A 16,740-nucleotide genomic window follows, 5' to 3' on the forward strand; every position below is an offset into this window, starting at 1 on the left:
TCCTAGCCGAATTCCCCAAATCCAGTCCTCCGAACCTTTTCAGCCCAGAGTCTTCCATCTCTCACCGCTAATTCGGATTACCCTACTTTTGTTTTATGTCTCACTGACTGTGCCACTGCCGTTCCTCGCGGCGGTAACCCATGCTGCTGTGCCGCCCATGGTATTGGCGATCGGTTTAATATTGGGTGGACTAGCGCTTTACGCAGCGCTTTGTGAACGGGTTATTGTTGATGAGCAGGGGGTTCAGGTCGCCTATCCTGCCTGGGTTCCTCAACTATTTCGGAAGGGCTGGTCGCTTCCTTGGGCAGAGGTCAAAGCTCTCAAGCCTCGCTCTACTGGGCAAGGTGGCATCGTTTACTACTTTCTCAGCACTTCAGAGCAAGCATATCTTTTGCCCATGCGGATCGCAGGTTTTGCTCAGTTTGTCCGGCAAGTTCAGGTAAAAACAGGAATTGATACCACTGATGTCCGACCTTTGGCACAGCCCTGGATGTATCTATTTTTGTTGGTGCTAACTGTTTTTCTGTTAGCGATCGATAGTTGGACTGTTTGGACAGCATTGGATTGGACAGGCTTAGGGTAAGGGTGAGCAGATGAATGGGTCTGAAGAAATAATTCGTTTCGAGAGAGTGGGTCTGAAGGCAGGATTAGGGGATCAATCTTTGCTCGATGATATTTCCTTCAAAGTCTTTCGGGGCGATCGCCTTGCCATCATTGGGCAATCTGGCTCAGGTAAAACCTCTCTTCTACGGCTGCTCAACCGCTTGAGCGAAGCCAGCCAAGGCAATATTTTCTTTGAAGACCAAGATATCCGCCGTATCCCTATTGTTTCTCTTCGCCAACAAATTACTCTTGTTCAGCAAGAGTCCAAGCTTTTGGGCATGACGGTTCGCCAAGCCCTTGCTTATCCCTTGTTGTTGCGAGGCATTCCACAAGCTGCTATTGAGCAACGGATTAGCCGTGGGATCGAGCAAATGCACATTCCTCAAGATTGGCTAGAGCGACTAGAAATCCAGCTTTCGGTAGGGCAACGACAGTGGGTCGCGATCGCCCGTGCTTTGATGATTCAACCCAAGGTTCTCCTGCTTGATGAGCCTACCTCAGCCCTAGATGTAGGACGAGCAGACTATTTACTAAAGTTACTGATCGAGCTTTCCCAAACTCAACAAACCACTATTTTGATGATCAATCATCAGATCAATTTGGCTCAACAATTTTGCGATCGCGTGTTGCAGATGCAACAAGGCAGACTGATGCAAGACTTACCCAGCGCCCAAATAGACTGGGCAGAACTGCAAGAAAACTTGATTCAAGCTGAAATCCAAGCATCCCACGAATGGGAGTAAGCCACGCTGATGCCAGAGTTATGTATCAGAGTTGTGTAACAGTACGGATAGCGATATCGTTAACACAACCAACTTTTCTCTGTTAAAAACGTATCGAGTATGAACTCAGACAATCGTACTGACGCAGCCGCAAGCGCCCAGACCAGAGAACATCAAGAGCGTCTAGACCGCTATAGGCAGGATTTTTTACAAATCATTCGCCAAGAATCGCCCCCTGGTCAGGAGATGCGCTACGGCTTACAGCAACTTCAACAATCTCTAGAACTCACTGAACAAGAGGTAGAGGCGATCGAAGCGAGAGTTGACCACGAATTTCAAACTCAAAGCCGTGCCTACAAAGAGTCCTTGTACCGCTACGAGCAAGAATTTTCTGATGCGATTCGTCAAGAATTTCCCCTCAATCCTACGCATCAGAATCGGCTATGGCAATTGCAAGATAGCCTGGGTTTACAAAGACCCGATGTCATTAAAATCGAAGGACAACTCATTGCACAAAAAGTTAGCCAGCCCTCAGTGCATGACTCTTCTGCCGTAGTCGCCCCTTTTCTCCCAGATCTAAACTCCTCATTTTCCGACTCGCCGTCAATTGACCCGCAATCCATAGTGACTACAGCGCCTGATCCTCAAGATTTTCGGTTGCCCGACCCGCTTGAAGCCAAGCTAGTAGATGACATTGACTTGGAACCTTTCACAACTTCACCGCCATTTTCTAGGTTTGCCGAAGTCTCTACGACCCACCTGCCATTTTCCAGTTTCACTGAGTCGGATGAAAGCCTTCAGGCGCCAATTCTCCCTACCACCCGCCTCGATCCGCCCAGTCTCAGTTCTGACTGCGACGTGGACTACACCCATCTCCAAGATCTGCTAGAAGCAAATCAATGGAAAGAAGCTGATGAGGAGACGTTGAATGTCATGCTTCAGGCAACCGCGCGCAGTCAGGCTGGTTGGTTAGACACGATCGCGCTTGCCGAATTTCCTTGCACCGACCTACACACCATCGATCGTCTTTGGGGCAGATATAGTGATGAACAATTTAGTTTTAGAGTGCAATATCGGCTCTATTCTGGCGTGACTATCTCCACCGAAAACTCCGTTAATCCGAGTCGCTCCGACGAAGAACGCGCCTTAGAATTTAGTAAAAATGTTGGCTGGTGGGTCAAGCGCTTAGAATTCTTGAGATACTACAATCAACTTGACTTCACTCTTCAAGCCCCCACTGGTCACTTGCCAGCCCTCTGGTTCTGGAAAATTCCTTGGGGGGAAGCCTGTCGCTATGGAGGCATTGGCTCAGGTCGTGGCGGCTGTCGTATGGATCATCAAATAATTACTGCCTTTATCGATCGCTTAGAACAGTGCGGCTTTAACTAGTGTCCTCACTGCCTTTCCTTCAACCCTGCCTTCCTCCAGTCATGACAGAAATAGAAACTGCCCCCACTCTTTTAGCACTCGATTTTGATGGAGTTCTCTGCAACGGTTTGATGGAATATTTTCAGACAGCTTGGCGAGTTTACTGCCAAATCTGGTCGCATCCTGAAGCAGTGCTGCCTGAAGGTTTGGCAGAAGAGTTTAATCGCTTGCGTCCAGTAGTGGAAACCGGATGGGAAATGCCTGTAGTGATTCAGGCAATTCTGTCAGGCGTTTCTGAGATAGAGATTTTAGCGAACTGGGCCGCGATCGCCCCTCAGCTTGCCAAAGCCACTGGGCTATCCCCCACCGAAATCGGCAATCAAGTCGATCACACACGCGATCGGTGGATTGCCAACGATCTAGAAAGTTGGCTGGCTCTCCATCAGTTTTATCCCGGAGTCATTGAGCGACTTCAGCAGATTAGTTCTTTGCATCCTGTCATTATCACTACTAAAGAAGAACGATTTGTGGTTCAGTTGTTGCAACAACAAGGCATCGACTTTCCCCAATCTCAAATTTTCGGTAAGTCCCTTAAACAACCCAAATCACAAACGCTCCGTGCCCTCATTCAAGATCTGAGTCAGCAAAATCTGAGTCAGCAAACAGAGCATCTCAGGATCTGGTTTGTCGAAGATCGGCTAAAAACTCTACAAGCCATTACCGTTCAGCCTGACCTAAGCCCTGTTCGGCTTTTTTTAGGCGATTGGGGATACAATACTGCCTCAGACCGAGAAGCCGCCAGACAAGACCCTAGAATTCATCTTCTATCACTTTCAACCTTTGCTGGCGAGTTTTCTCTATGGATTTAAATCTCAAGCAGTTTTGAAGTATCCTTTAACGTTTTCTTTTCAGTAAAAATATTGATTCATTGATTAAAGCTAAAACTTTAGGCAACGCGACTGATAAAACTTAATTAACTGAGGCGATCGCCTCAGTTAAATCGCCGTTAAATTAAGTTCTTTCGCTTGTTTTATTCTACATACACTATTTTTAAAACAAGAATTCACTCATTTTTTTATCTTCTCAGTAACACAACACTGACCTAACTCTGTAGGGTTTGTTTGTCAAGAATAAAAGATGAATTAAACTAACTTGTATTGGAACCATCTTTATTTTTAGAGATAAGCAAAAAATTAAACTGCAACATATATTCCACCCAAGAATAATATTCATCAGTTAGTAATTAACTCCAATTTTTGGGTTGACCCGCAGCTTGGTTGTAGACAAGTTACCCGTGTTTTCCAGGTCTTGTAGGTTTTTCAATTGCCTGCTGAGGCAACATCCTTTGAGATAAATTTCTCCTCAACTTTGCCTTTAACTCGTTTTTATATAAATGCCTCATTCCTCACAAAGGCTTTATAGAATCATCTTTGTGAGCACAAATAAGGGTGCTATTGTTAGTATTACTAAATATTAATGGATTGATCCCTACTTTATCCATTGCGTGCAGATCAGTGATCTATCAGAGGAGTAAGAAGACGTGCTTACTTTAGTTTCGCCTATTAGCAGATCTGTTAGATGTTGTGGGAATGCTAAAGAGTGAGTATTCCAGCGATATAAATCCCTCTTGAAGGGAATTCTGCTTAAATGGTCTTCTACTGACCTTAGGGTCATTGGAGGGAGCGTCGAAGGTAGATTGATTAAGCCGTGTGTTCAGCCTGATTCAAATCAACCTTCTACTGCAGCGCCGGGATCGCTGTTGTTCCTGATGAAATCTGATTCTTCTGATTCTTTTAACTCTCAACCTCTTGATTCTGAACTTGCTGTATACAACTGCGAAATTCATCTAAAGTTTCGGCTCATTGAAGATAAAAATCTTCCCCGCGATCGCGAACAGCTATTAGAAGCACTACTAGACGCATTTTCCTACGGCGCAGACGAATACCTTGAGCCACTCCAAGCTCATGCTGAAGTCACAGAAGTTTCTGAAATAGAAGCTTCTCCTGAAATGCGCCGTCAGTTAATTCGCTTGCGTAATTCTAAAGACCTGGCTTAAATCACAGATTTCTACAGATTTCGGTCTGTAGGGGTTTGGCTTCACTAACTTTGTTTAAATCCACTAAGCACCTGCGGGGACGTGAAAACTCATGTCCCCGCTCTATTTTTATGATTGGCTCAAAATCTCTTTCAGTGCGGGTTTCACAGTCGAGTAAGTAAACTTAAACCCACTAGATTCAGTCCGTTTCGGGAGAACCTGCTGACCTTGCAGTACAACCTGCGCTCCATCTCCTAACAACGCTTCGAGGGCAAAGTCTGGCACAGGTAGCCAGGACGGACGGTTCATGACTTGCCCTAAGGCTTGACACAGTTCTGCCATGCGCACTGGCTGAGGAGCCGTGGCATTGTAGGTGCCCGTCATCTCAGTTTGAGTCAAAGCTTGAAGAATCAGGCTGACTAAGTCATCTCGGTGAATCCATGAGAACCACTGCCGACCACTGCCAATTGGACCTCCAGCAAACATTCGGAAGGGCAGCAACATTTTGGCGATCGCCCCACCCATTCCCAATACAATTCCCGTTCGTAAAATCACCAGCCGCACGCCAGCCGACTTGACCCGCTCTGCCTCATACTCCCAGTCTTGACAGACCTGTGCCAAGAAATCACTGCCGGGTTTAGCAGATTCTTCAAACACTGCGGTTTCACTGGTGCCATAGTAGCCAATGGCAGAGGAATTAACCAGAACCGTGGGCTTAGGGCTTGCTTGCGCGATCGCCTCTACAATTTTCCGCGTGCCCAGTTTGCGGCTGTCAGAAATTTCTTGCTTACGTTCTGGAGTCCAACGGCTCTCAGCGATGGGCGCTCCTGCCAAATTCACGACGGCATCGCATCCAGAAATCGATCGCTGCCAAGCGCCCGATTCTAGGGGCGAGTAAGCCACAATTTCTACATCAGAAAATGTGGCTGTCGGAAAAACTCGTTTTGCTTGTTCGGCGCTACGGGTCAATACCAAGATCTGATGCCCTTCTGCCTGAAGTCGCTCGACCAAGCGACTCCCCACAAATCCTGTTGCCCCAGTTACTGCTACTTTCATAAGCCTCTGAATTGAATAAACGCCCTAGCACTCACTCTGAACGTTTCAAAATACCTTCAATAGGTCAGTATACAGACTGTAAGGTTGCCTTGAATGCTGAAGAGTTGGTGAGTTCAGCCCAAAAATCTTCTAAATTGAGAAGAGTGATATTTTCTAAATGAGTCCATTTTGTTGAACTCTATGTTCCTAATCGAACCCAGTTTGAGCTTACAGATTGCTGTGGTGGCAGTGTGGCTAGCCTTTGTAGTGGCGATCGCTGAAGTTCTTCGTCGGGTTGCCCATGCCCAGCCTGAAATGGTTCGCAAAATTGTCCATATTGGCACGGGCAACGTTATTCTACTTGCCTGGTGGCTAAAAATTCCGGCATGGATGGGAATTTTAGCTTCGGTTCTCTTCAGTTTAGTGACTCTTTTATCATACCGACTGTCAATCTTGCCAGATATCAATAACATTGGACGAAAAAGCCTGGGCACTTTTTTCTATGCCGTCAGTATTGGCGTTTTAATTGGCATTTTTTGGCAAGCTCATGTCTACTATGCAGTCATGGGCGTGCTGATCATGACTTGGGGTGATGGACTAGCAGCGCTTATTGGAAAACAATGGGGACGGCACCCTTACGAGCTTTGGGGAATGCAAAAAAGTTGGGAGGGGTCATTGACCATGGCACTAGTTAGCTACGGTGTCAGTAGCTCTATTTTTCTATCTGTGCAAGGAAATATTTGGCAAACTTGGCTCGTTGCTGCTGCGATCGCCCTGATCGCCACAGGTCTAGAGGCTTTCTCTAAATGGGGTATTGATAATTTGACTGTGCCGTTAGGAAGTGCGATCGCGGCTTTCTTGTTAAATGACTTTTCCCTATGGAACTAAACCCATGTCCCTAACGTCTGCCTATGATGGAGAACAATGGGTTCAGTTAGAGGAAAGATGTTTAATAAAAAACCTTTGAAACTGGCAATATGGGGAGCACTGGGCACCCCGATCGCCCTCTCTCTAATCAGCCCAATGGCGCTCGCCTCTGAACAGGTTGTGCTTAAGTACAACGTCTTTGAGCGTTCAGTTTCTGTCGAAGAACTCACTACTTTTGCCGAGACAGGTAAACTCTCGCGTGACCTCAAAGCTTATCTGCGAACATCTAAGCAAGACCCAGAGACAATTCGTCAAACTCTCACCGACACAGTTGAGGTTGACGTTGTAACGCTCGATCGGTTTCTTAATAGCATCGTTGGCGACATCGCCCTAGAACGACTAAGTCGATATATCTACACGTCTTCTCGCAAAGCTGACAAACAAGCCATGCGAGCCGCCCTCGTGCTCTCTGCAAGCGAGGACAACAACATCAGCATTCTCGAGGTGGCGCAGAACTACCCCACTGAAGAAGTTCATATCGATGGTAATCGTCTTTCAGAAACCTATGCACAGATTTCACTTCTCAGAGGCGGTCTTGACAACCTTTTAGAGCGAATTAGAGGAGTGCTTTAAGAAGCAACCTAATAGGCTAAAGTCTCTAGGGTTTCGCGCAAGTAGCAACTGACCAGTTGCTCTTGGTTCATGCTCTGAATCTGTGGGCTACTCGTCTGCTCAAGGTGCCATCGCTTGAACCCAGAACTTGTCGCGATCGCCCGTTTCAGGCTATTCCAGGTCGTATCTTCCGAAAACTGGCTTGGGGGAGTGGATGGAGAAGCCATAATAACCTCAGAAAATCATACATGAGAAAATTTCGTTAGCCATTATTTCGTCATGCGTTAATAGCATAACGTACTCGCTCTAATCAGAAGTGTGTTGCTTTACACTGTGCGGTATTAAGCCAGATTAAAAACAAGCGGGGTAGAAGCGTGGCAGGATTTACGACTGAAATTAACTTAGCAGAATTTATTGATCACTCTCTTCTGAATCCTGCTGCTACTCCAGAGCAGGTTTTGAAGTGCTGCGAAGAGGCAGATCGATTTGGCTTTCCAACTGTCTGTATCTTCCCTAATGCTGTTCGTCAGGCGGTAGAGTTCTTGCATAATAAACGTCCTCAGGTTTGTACTGTGATTGGTTTTCCGACTGGGGCAACGACCTCTGCGGTCAAGCGATTTGAGGCACAGGAAGCCATGGAAAATGGTGCTAACGAGTTGGATGTGGTTATTAACTTAAGCTGGCTAAAATCTGGCAATACTGAAGCGTTACATCGAGAACTGGCTGCTATTGTCGACGAGACAGGGCTAACGATTAAAGCCATCCTGGAAACTGCCATCCTGAGTGACGAAGAGAAGGTGTTGGCAGCCGAAATCTGCATTGATGCGGGTGTCTCGTTTTTGAAGACCAGCACAGGTTGGTTAGGGGGCGCAACAGTGGCAGATGTTCAACTCCTGCACCAGGTTGCTAAAGACCAGGTGGCGATCAAAGCTTCGGGTGGAATTCGGACGGCAGAGCAGGCGATCGCGCTGATTATGGCAGGTGCTACTCGTTTAGGAACTTCCTACGGCCCTGCTTTAGTGCGGCAACACGGTACGCTTGAGGAAGGATTAGCCTCTTAATTAATATATGAGTGGAACTTACAAGGCAATTGGAATTAATCTCAAGACAGCGCCGTCAGGAGAATCCGATCGCCTGTTAACCATTCTCACAGAGGAGTTTGGCTTAATTCGGGCGATCGCTCCTGGCGCTCGTAAACACAAGTCTAGTTTGGGTGGGCGTAGCGGCTTATTCGTTGTCAATCAACTGCTGATTGTTCAAGGACGTAACCTCGACAAAGTTATTCAAGCAGAGAGCTTGGAGTCATATCCTGGTCTTAGTCAAAGCCTGAGTAAACTAACCGCAGGTCAGTACCTGGCAGAGCTTGCCCTCTGTCAAGCCTTGAGCGATCAACCTCAAGCCGAGTTGTTTTGCCTCATAAGAGAGCATCTCAGCCGCGTAGAAAAATCTCCTGCAACGCTTGCTTGCCTTACCCATGCATCTTTTCACCTCCTTGCCTTAGCAGGAATTACACCTCAAGTCCAGGAGTGCTGCGTGACTCGGCACATCATTACCCCAAACCTGAGCGATCCTAACTGGAGAATTGGCTTCAGCGTTGTCTCAGGAGGCACTGTTCAACTTGCTGAACTTGACCATTTATCCTCCCCGTCCCGTCCTCAAAAAAAGTTATCGCTTTTATCTTCAAATAGCTCCAAAGTGTCTAGCCCTTCCTCAACCCAAGAGCATCCAGCATGGGTAACTCAACTCAATGCCTTGGAGTTATGGCTGCTTCAACGATTGGCACAACCTAACCTCATCCAAGATCTGCTGCAAGTCGATGAGGCAATTTTAGAGCCTAATTATTATCAAGCGTGGCTTTCCATTGAACGAGTATTGCGCCATTATGCTCAATATCACCTCGATCGCCCCATTCGTTCTGCGGCACTCATTGATGCCTGCTTTGTTCCCGCTAACGCCCCTTCTCCCTGTTCGTAAACCATGATGATGCGACCGTCTGATTTTGAAACCCCTAAAGCGTCAACAGCACCAGACAAGATGGTGCTCCCACGTTATCTCGAAGCTAGATCTGAGCATGATCCGTCTGATGAGATGGGCACACGCATTGTTTCTGGCGACTCTGGCGTTCAGTCATGGGCTAAAGATCAAGAATTGCCCCACACCAATACAAATGGTAATGGAAACGGGGCGATCGCCATATCTCCACTACCCAGCGTTCCCCCAGAGCTAGAACCAGAACATGGGTTTCTCCCAGTGCTTAGAAATCGCAATTTTCTGGCGCTCTGGAGTGGTCAGGTCTTTTCTCAGTTAGCAGACAAAGTTTACTTAGTTTTAATGATTGCCCTGATCGCTAGCCGTTTTCAGTCGGCTGACCAAACTATCAGTGGCTGGGTGTCTTCGTTAATGATTGCTTCTACAATTCCTGCCATTCTATTCGGTTCAGTTGCCGGAGTATTTGTCGATCATTGGCGCAAACGAGCAGTCCTGGTTGTTACTAACCTCCTCCGGGGTGGGCTGGTTTTAAGCCTCCCTTTCCTCCTTTGGAGTACTCAGGGCTGGCATTCGTTTTACGGTTTGCCTATTGGTTTCTGTGTTCTTTTGGGTATTACTTTTTTAGTTTCAACCCTTACTCAGTTTTTCGCACCAGCAGAGCAAGCCGTTATTCCTCTGGTTGTTGAACGCCGCCATTTGCTGTCTGCCAACTCCCTTTACACGATGACCATGATGGCATCGGTGATTGTTGGCTTTGCTTTGGGTGAGCCTTTGCTGGCTTTAGCAGATCAACTTGTCGCGCCGATCGCCACTGCCCTCAACGCTACCCCTGATATTGGCAAAGAGCTTTTGGTAGGCGGCAGCTATGCGATCGCGGGCTTCCTGCTCATGCTGCTCAAAACCAACGAAAAACCTGCTGTTTCCGACGAAACCTTACCCGCTGTTTGGGACAACATTCGGGATGGCTTACGCTATCTCAAGCATCAACAGCAAGTTCGTAACGCTCTCATTCACCTGGTCATCCTATTCTCCATTTTTGCGGCGCTCGCAGTTCTGGCAGTGCGTATGGCAGAGGTGATGCCCGATATCAAATCTTCTCAGTTTGGGTTTTTGTTGGCAGCAGGTGGGGTAGGGATGGCGATCGGCGCAGTTTTGGTTGGACAATTTGGACAGCGCTTCTCTCGCACTCAGCTTGGTTTCTATGGCTCAGTAGGGATGGCAATTTCCTTAGCCGCAGTGTCTTTCTTTGCCCATCGGTTTTTCCCTTGTCTGCCCCTTTTAGTCTGCTTGGGCGCTTGCTGCGCGATCGCTGGCGTACCGATGCAAACAGCAATTCAAGAAGAAACCCCCGAAGACATGCGCGGCAAAGTATTTGGCTTACAAAATAATGCTATTAATATCGCTCTTAGTCTACCCCTAGTCTTGGCAGGGCTGGCAGAAACCTGGTTTGGGCTTCAAGCAGTCTTTCTAGGCTTAGCGGCTTTGGCAATGGCGGGCGGCATTTTAACTCGGACAATTTCTCCTACCCAACCTGATGAAGCAACGCCATAACCGTCTAAAATCCTTAATATTAGATTCTTATTTCTCAAAAGATTACTTAGCGATTAACTTGAATGCATATTGCTTGGCTTGGAAAGAAGTCCCCCTTTTGTGGCAATGTTACCTACGGTCGGGAAGTCACAAATTCGCTATTAGATCGGGGTCATCAGGTTAGCTTTGTCCACTTTGCCTCCGAAGATACGCCTCTTGAGCCGCGTTCAGAATGGCAGGAAGTCCCTATTCCCTTTCTTTACAAGTCTCAGATCTACACCATCCCCTCGTTCAAATCGAGTAAAGTTCTCACTCAAGCGCTCAGGGAGCTTAGACCAGATATTGTTCACGCCTCCCTCACCCTTTCTCCGTTAGACTTTTTACTGCCAGAAATTTGCGCAGAACTTGGTTTACCCCTAGTTGCCACCTTCCATCCTCCCTTTGATCATAAACGCCGCAACTTTACATCAGGCACTCAACATCTGATGTATCAGCTCTACGCTCCATTTCTAGCAAGTTATAACCGCGTCATTGTATTTTCTAAGATCCAGCGTGACTTATTGGTTCGGTTAGGAGTTCCAGAGACTAGATTGGCAGTCATTCCCAATGGTGTAGATGTCAACAAATATTCACCTGGCTTATCAAAGCTCAAAACTCAACTGAACGCCCAACGAGTTTTTGTCTATCAGGGGCGGATTGCGGCTGAGAAAAATGTCGAGTCACTCCTTCGGGCTTGGAAACAGGCAGACATGAGCAAGAGCAGTAAGCTCGTTATTGTAGGCAATGGTTCTAATGCCCTCTCTTTAATGGGTACATACGGCACCGAACAAGGGGTAATTTGGATGGGGTTTGTTGCCGACGAGCAGCAGCGTATTCAGGTTCTCCGAGGATCAGATGTCTTTATTCTGCCGTCTCTGGTAGAAGGGCTGTCTCTTTCTTTATTGGAAGCAATGTCTTGCGGAGTCGCTTGTGTGGCAACCGATGCAGGCGCTGATGGGGAAGTTCTTGAAGAAGGATCTGGCATTGTGATTAGTACGCAACGGGTGTCTACTCAACTACAAACTCTACTTCCCATGTTTCAGGATCACCCGGAACTGACTACACTTCTGGGTCGTAAAGCTCGTCAAAGAGTTCTCGATCGCTACACTCTTGCCCAAAACATCACCCAACTTGAGGATCTATACCGACAAGTGTTGAAGCAACAGCATATCTATTCCAGCAGCTTAGTTTAATAACTCCATAAATTGATACTGCTCATCATTCCAGTCACAAAGCCATCAATGTAAACTAATGTGACAATAGTGCCGTCAAAGCGTTTTGCCTCCTTGACAGCTTCTAAGAATCAAGATTATCCTAACTTCCATACCCGGGTATCAACTACATAGTCGTTTTATGCAAGACAAGCACAAGGTCACTTTATATCTCCCTCCAGAACTTCATCGACAGATCAAAATTAAGGCTGCTGTTGACTTTGAACCTATGTCTACGATCGCCGAGCGTGCAATTTTCTTTTATTTGATGCATTCGGATGTTGTGGATGAGGTGGAAATGTCTCATGGGCAAGCCAACAAAATTTATGACTGTCCTCATTGCTCTAGTCCTCTCCTTGTGAAAGACGGGGAGATGACTGCAGTTAGTGAGCGGCATAGCATTTTGTCAGAAGAAAATATTCCCACTTCTGCTTTGTCTGAAAATCAGGTTGGTTCTGACCAGCGAGATGAAGGTGAGTTAGTTATTTGTTAGCAGGACGAGCCTAAGCGATCGTAGCGTGTTGCTTAAGATTAAGGTCTATGTTCGGTAATGTCTGCACTGTTTATAGGTTAGGCTTTATGGTCATGAAAGAGGAGCTTAGTATCTTAGTTCAGGCTCAATATCCTCTGATCTATCTCGTCACTTCTGAGGAAGAACGAGCCGAGCAGACGATTGACGCTCTTGCACAAATGAAACCTACACGAAAGGTGTTCATTTGGACGGTTACTCACGGAATTGTTGAGTACGGTCAGCCTCGCAATGTGACTCAGCACAATACAGTTTCGCCAGAAGCGGCTGTAGAGTGGGTGATTCGTCAGCGTGATCCTGGGATTTTCGTATTCAAAGATTTACATCCCTTTATTGACTCTCCTGCTGTAACTCGTTGGCTGCGCGATGCGATCGCTAGCTTTAAGGACACACAAAGAACCATTATATTGATGTCTCCTGTTCAGACGGTTCCTATTGAGTTGGAGAAAGAGGTAATCGTCCTCGACTATCCATTGCCAGACATGGCTGAACTCAATCAAGTCCTGTCCCAACAGCTTGAGCTCAGCCGTAGTCGCCGAGTTACGACCGAAGCTCGTGAAAAACTACTCAAGGCAGCTTTAGGCTTAACACGTGACGAAGCTGAAAAAGTCTATCGGAAGGCGCAGGTAACTTCTGGGCGTTTAACTGAAGCTGAAGTAGACATTGTTCTCTCTGAGAAAAAGCAACTCATTAGGCGCAATGGGATTTTAGAGTACATAGAAGAGGATGAAACTTTAGACTCAGTAGGTGGATTGGAAGAGCTTAAGCACTGGCTGCGGCAGCGCTCTAATGCCTTTACTGAACGTGCTCGCGAGTATGGCTTGCCCCAACCCAAAGGCATGATGATTCTAGGAGTACCCGGCTGTGGAAAGTCTCTGATTGCAAAAACAACCTCTCGTCTTTGGGGTTTGCCTTTGCTAAGACTAGATATGGGTCGGGTTTATGACGGGTCAATGGTTGGTCGGTCAGAGGCGAATCTGCGAAATGCCTTGAAAACGGCTGAGTCAATTTCGCCAGCTATTTTATTTATTGACGAAATCGATAAAGCATTTGCAGGTAGCACGGGTTCTGCTGATTCTGACGGAGGTACTTCTAGCCGAATCTTTGGATCCTTCCTTACCTGGATGCAAGAAAAGACTTCACCAGTGTTCGTCATGGCAACTGCTAACCGTGTCGAGCGTCTACCAGGCGAATTTCTTAGAAAAGGGCGTTTCGATGAAATTTTCTTTGTAGATTTGCCTAGTTCAGATGAGCGCAAGGAAATTTTTGGAATCCACTTAGCAAAGCGGCGCGAAGACATTAGTCGCTTTGATCTAGATCAACTTGTAATGGTCTGTGATGGCTTTTCGGGTGCAGAAATTGAGCAGGCGCTAGTTGCTGCTATGTACGAAGCGTTCGCACAAGACCGAGAGTTCACACAGCTCGATATTATCGCTTCAATTCGAGCCACATTACCGCTTTCTAAAACGATGCACGAGCAGGTTACTGCCCTACGGGATTGGGCAAGACAGCGCGCACGTCCTGCTGCATCCTCTGTCGCCGAGTACCAGCGACTAGAGTTCTAAAAGGCTTTCTCTCCTGCTCCCACAGGAGGAAGGGCTAGTCTTAATGGGCTAGCAGTTTGAAGGAAACAACTGAACCGCATCTGCCAGCGTTCCACCCGTTGAGTACTGCGGCGTTATTCACAACTTGAACTGTGTCGTTTCTCTCAATTTCTCTACTGGAGGAAATCTAAGATGTCTCACTTTAGCACTCTGCGCACCAAAATCACTGATGCTGAAATCCTCAAGAACTCTCTTCGGGATCTCGGAATCTCTGTTAAGACCGAAGCTGATGTTCGTGGCTACAATGGTCAGCGCGTCCGCTCTGACATTGTTGCTACTCTTGAAGGCGAATATGATTTGGGTTGGTCTCGTAATGCAGATGGGTCTTTTGATCTGATTGCTGACCTCTGGGGCGTTGCTAAAAAGCACAACCAGACTGAGTTGATCAATTCGATCAATCAGAAGTATGCTGTCAACAAGACCTTGGCTGAAGTTAAGCGCCCTGGGTTACAAAACGCTAACGTTAGACTGGTTATGTAGAGTTTAGTCTCTCTCAGCGTTTCCAAATGAACGGGTTAGCTTATAAAGGCTAACCCGTTTTTTGGTACGTTTGTTGAAGACAGTAGAGTATTAGACCATACACTCAGGAACTTTACCTGTTAGGCGCTCAACAGTCGTTTGCATTTCCGCGATCGCTTGTCGCTGATAGTTACCCGCTTCTTCAAATTGCGTCATGACACTGGCGATCGCCTCTGCTTTTTGCTTCATTGTCTGAATGCCTTCCTGCATTGGTTGGAGTAATTCCTGACATATATTCACTCTGCCCCAAAGCTCAGCCACTGTTGCTAGTTGAGTGTGGAACTGCTGCTCTAGCTTCACAATTTCATGACGCTTAGCGTCTAGATTAATTACCTTCTCATTGACAGAAGCTTGAACTTGACTGACTGTCTCTTGCAACTGCTGAATTTGTGTATCTAATACTTGCTTCTCTTGAGTTTGCTGTTCCTTAAACTCCTCAACTTGAGTCAAAAGAGGTGTTAAATCAATAGAAACTGGTTCCTTTTCCAAAGGAAGCCCTTGGCGCTTTGCTAACATCACTTGGTGCTGCTTCAGAACACCTTGACGTTCTAATAAATTGCGACGTTGACCGACTAAAGTCTGATTCAACATCTGGTAACAATCTTGCTCCTCCATTCGCTCCGATTCCAATCTGAGGCGATCGTATTCACTGGCTTGTTGACTCTGTGCCTTAAGGTCATCAATAGTTTTTTGCTGAAGGGCTAGCTCTTCTTCTTGGCTATGGACAAACTTGGACATTTTCTCTAAATCTTTTTCCAAGTCCTTAACCACATTCTGTAAATCTTCTAAGGGCATATCCCTTAACGCCTCGTTCCCCTGTTCAGGAACTCCCATCAGTTGGGCAATCTGCTGATGCAAAGTTTCATACTGCGCTAATTTAAGAGCCAAAACCTGGGCACTCTCTTGCTTTAAAGTTAGGGCTTCTTGCTTAGTTTGTAGTTCTATACGAATTGCTTCTACGGCAGCTTGAGAATGATGCCATACTTGCCATGCTTCTTGAACGGCTTGAAGTTGCTGATCAACCTCTGACTGTAACTGTTGAGCAGAAGACCTATACTGCTCCAAATTCTGCCAACGACTATCCAAAACACTCTGCTGTTGAGCAATAACTTCAAAGGTTAGGTTCAACTGCTTTTGAATGGATTCAACTGGAATAACCGCTCCTAAAAGGCGACACAATAGGTCTTGAAGATAATGAGTTTGCTCTTCATCCAGACCTGGCGATTGCTGAAGCTCAGACTGACGCTCCTCTAAACGATTGGTTTCTCCTTGAAGTTGTGCCCAAGCGCCTTCTAGCTCTTGAGACTTGCGCTCAAATTCTCCGCGTAGCTGAGTAATTTCTGCTTGGGCAGCAGCAATCTCTTGCCCCTTTTGCTCAAGTAGGGCAAATTCCTCTTCCATCTGCTGGAGTTCTTCGTGTCGGGTTTCCATCTCCATTTCCCGACGATTTAGTTCTTGGCTTTGGTAGGTTAGAGACTGCTTCCACTGCTCAATTTCCTCTTCCTGAGTTTTCGCTTTATCCTGCAACCGAGAGAAATTTTGGAGAATGCTTACTAATTGGCGACCTGCTTCATTATGTCTCTGTATCTGCTTACTCGAAGTCAGTTCTATCATCACCAATACCCCAGCGGCGTAGGTGACATCATCAGGTGCAGAAACAACTTCCTCGTTAGGGATAGCAATCCATTGATGGTCAGATTTCTGGCTAGCTAATAGCTTGAATTCAGCCTTGCCGTTGCCAAGGACGCTTCTATTCTTTCTGAGTACTTCCGCTAAATACAGCACGCTGACAATCCTCTTCCGTGTCTAAAGCTCGATTTGCAGTCAAATTTGATGAAATGATGGTGACATTGCCATCGCTCTGCTCTAGCACATATCTATCTTGTAAAGGGCAAGCGATCGCTAGAGGTTTTGTTTTTTGAAAAGACATCTTGTTTGATTTGAGGGTCGCTAATGTCTTAGCTGATCTCTTACCTGTCTAGAGTTCCCCGGAATTTCTTAGGCACAACAGGAACAGGAGGGAATTAAACTTCAAGTTTTGCTTTAGACACATGGGAGATAAGCAGGGAAGAGGGAT

Annotated in this window: 18 protein-coding genes; 14 read left to right on the forward strand and 4 right to left on the reverse strand. The window is 46.6% G+C overall.

Annotation, left to right across the window (positions count from 1 at the left end; genetic code table 11):
- Positions 1-19 precede the first annotated feature (19 nt).
- The 5 genes from KME11_18450 to KME11_18470 all read left to right on the forward strand — a co-directional run bounded on the left by KME11_18450 (position 20) and on the right by KME11_18470 (position 4,749).
- Positions 20-583, forward strand: a complete 564-nt coding sequence (locus tag KME11_18450) for a hypothetical protein (protein ID MBW4517191.1) — start codon at positions 20-22, stop codon at positions 581-583.
- A gap of 10 nt (positions 584-593) precedes the next feature.
- Complete coding sequence (locus KME11_18455; protein ID MBW4517192.1) at positions 594-1,346, forward strand: ATP-binding cassette domain-containing protein; 753 nt, start codon at positions 594-596, stop codon at positions 1,344-1,346.
- Between the two features lie 99 nt (positions 1,347-1,445).
- A complete protein-coding gene (locus KME11_18460) occupies positions 1,446-2,714 on the forward strand; it encodes a GUN4 domain-containing protein (GenBank protein MBW4517193.1) in 1,269 nt (422 codons plus the stop codon).
- 41 nt (positions 2,715-2,755) lie between these two features.
- On the forward strand, positions 2,756-3,562 hold the full coding sequence (locus KME11_18465) for an HAD family hydrolase (GenBank protein ID MBW4517194.1): 807 nt from the start codon (positions 2,756-2,758) through the stop codon (positions 3,560-3,562).
- An 899-nt stretch (positions 3,563-4,461) separates the two neighbouring features.
- Complete coding sequence (locus KME11_18470) at positions 4,462-4,749, forward strand: Npun_R1517 family heterocyst differentiation transcriptional regulator (GenBank protein ID MBW4517195.1); 288 nt, start codon at positions 4,462-4,464, stop codon at positions 4,747-4,749.
- Between the two features lie 108 nt (positions 4,750-4,857).
- On the opposite strand, the gene KME11_18475 is transcribed toward KME11_18470, so the two are convergent.
- Positions 4,858-5,784, reverse strand: coding sequence for a TIGR01777 family oxidoreductase (locus KME11_18475; GenBank protein ID MBW4517196.1), 927 nt, complete (start codon positions 5,782-5,784; stop codon positions 4,858-4,860).
- Positions 5,785-5,964: 180 nt separating this feature from the next.
- Between KME11_18475 and KME11_18480 the strand changes: the two genes are divergently transcribed.
- Positions 5,965-6,651, forward strand: coding sequence for an SEC59/DGK1/VTE5 family protein (locus tag KME11_18480; protein ID MBW4517197.1), 687 nt, complete (start codon positions 5,965-5,967; stop codon positions 6,649-6,651).
- 57 nt (positions 6,652-6,708) lie between these two features.
- The gene (locus tag KME11_18485) at positions 6,709-7,263 is read left to right on the forward strand and encodes an alpha/beta hydrolase (protein MBW4517198.1); all 555 of its coding nucleotides are present in this window, start codon (positions 6,709-6,711) and stop codon (positions 7,261-7,263) included.
- Between the two features lie 8 nt (positions 7,264-7,271).
- Here KME11_18485 and KME11_18490 read toward each other — a convergent pair whose 3' ends face one another.
- Positions 7,272-7,469 carry a hypothetical protein gene (locus tag KME11_18490; protein ID MBW4517199.1) on the reverse strand — a complete coding sequence of 66 codons (198 nt, stop codon included), beginning with the start codon at positions 7,467-7,469 and terminating at the stop codon, positions 7,272-7,274.
- A gap of 147 nt (positions 7,470-7,616) precedes the next feature.
- Here KME11_18490 and deoC point away from each other — a divergent pair, with 147 nt between their 5' ends.
- The 7 genes from deoC (at position 7,617) to KME11_18525 (ending at position 14,624) form a co-directional block, all read left to right on the forward strand.
- Positions 7,617-8,303 carry a deoxyribose-phosphate aldolase gene (deoC, locus tag KME11_18495; protein MBW4517200.1) on the forward strand — a complete coding sequence of 229 codons (687 nt, stop codon included), beginning with the start codon at positions 7,617-7,619 and terminating at the stop codon, positions 8,301-8,303.
- Between the two features lie 7 nt (positions 8,304-8,310).
- Entirely contained in the window at positions 8,311-9,216 is a 906-nt protein-coding gene (gene recO, locus KME11_18500) for a DNA repair protein RecO (protein ID MBW4517201.1), read from the forward strand.
- 114 nt (positions 9,217-9,330) lie between these two features.
- Entirely contained in the window at positions 9,331-10,782 is a 1,452-nt protein-coding gene (locus KME11_18505; protein ID MBW4517202.1) for an MFS transporter, read from the forward strand.
- 62 nt (positions 10,783-10,844) lie between these two features.
- Positions 10,845-11,993, forward strand: a complete 1,149-nt coding sequence (locus KME11_18510; GenBank protein MBW4517203.1) for a glycosyltransferase family 4 protein — start codon at positions 10,845-10,847, stop codon at positions 11,991-11,993.
- A gap of 160 nt (positions 11,994-12,153) precedes the next feature.
- Positions 12,154-12,504 carry a hypothetical protein gene (locus tag KME11_18515; GenBank protein MBW4517204.1) on the forward strand — a complete coding sequence of 117 codons (351 nt, stop codon included), beginning with the start codon at positions 12,154-12,156 and terminating at the stop codon, positions 12,502-12,504.
- A gap of 92 nt (positions 12,505-12,596) precedes the next feature.
- Positions 12,597-14,105 (forward strand): AAA family ATPase, encoded by a 1,509-nt coding sequence (locus KME11_18520; protein ID MBW4517205.1) that lies wholly within the window; start codon positions 12,597-12,599, stop codon positions 14,103-14,105.
- A gap of 171 nt (positions 14,106-14,276) precedes the next feature.
- On the forward strand, positions 14,277-14,624 hold the full coding sequence (locus KME11_18525; protein MBW4517206.1) for a DUF1257 domain-containing protein: 348 nt from the start codon (positions 14,277-14,279) through the stop codon (positions 14,622-14,624).
- A gap of 90 nt (positions 14,625-14,714) precedes the next feature.
- On the opposite strand, the gene hmpF is transcribed toward KME11_18525, so the two are convergent.
- Together hmpF and KME11_18535 are read right to left on the reverse strand one after the other, a co-directional pair.
- Positions 14,715-16,448 carry a pilus motility taxis protein HmpF gene (hmpF, locus tag KME11_18530; protein MBW4517207.1) on the reverse strand — a complete coding sequence of 578 codons (1,734 nt, stop codon included), beginning with the start codon at positions 16,446-16,448 and terminating at the stop codon, positions 14,715-14,717.
- Complete coding sequence (locus tag KME11_18535) at positions 16,414-16,593, reverse strand: hypothetical protein (GenBank protein MBW4517208.1); 180 nt, start codon at positions 16,591-16,593, stop codon at positions 16,414-16,416. Before KME11_18535 ends, hmpF begins: the two co-directional genes overlap by 35 nt.
- Positions 16,594-16,740 lie beyond the last annotated feature (147 nt).

Origin of the sequence: Timaviella obliquedivisa GSE-PSE-MK23-08B (assembly GCA_019358855.1) — a bacterium.
GTDB lineage: Bacteria > Cyanobacteriota > Cyanobacteriia > Elainellales > Elainellaceae > Timaviella > Timaviella obliquedivisa.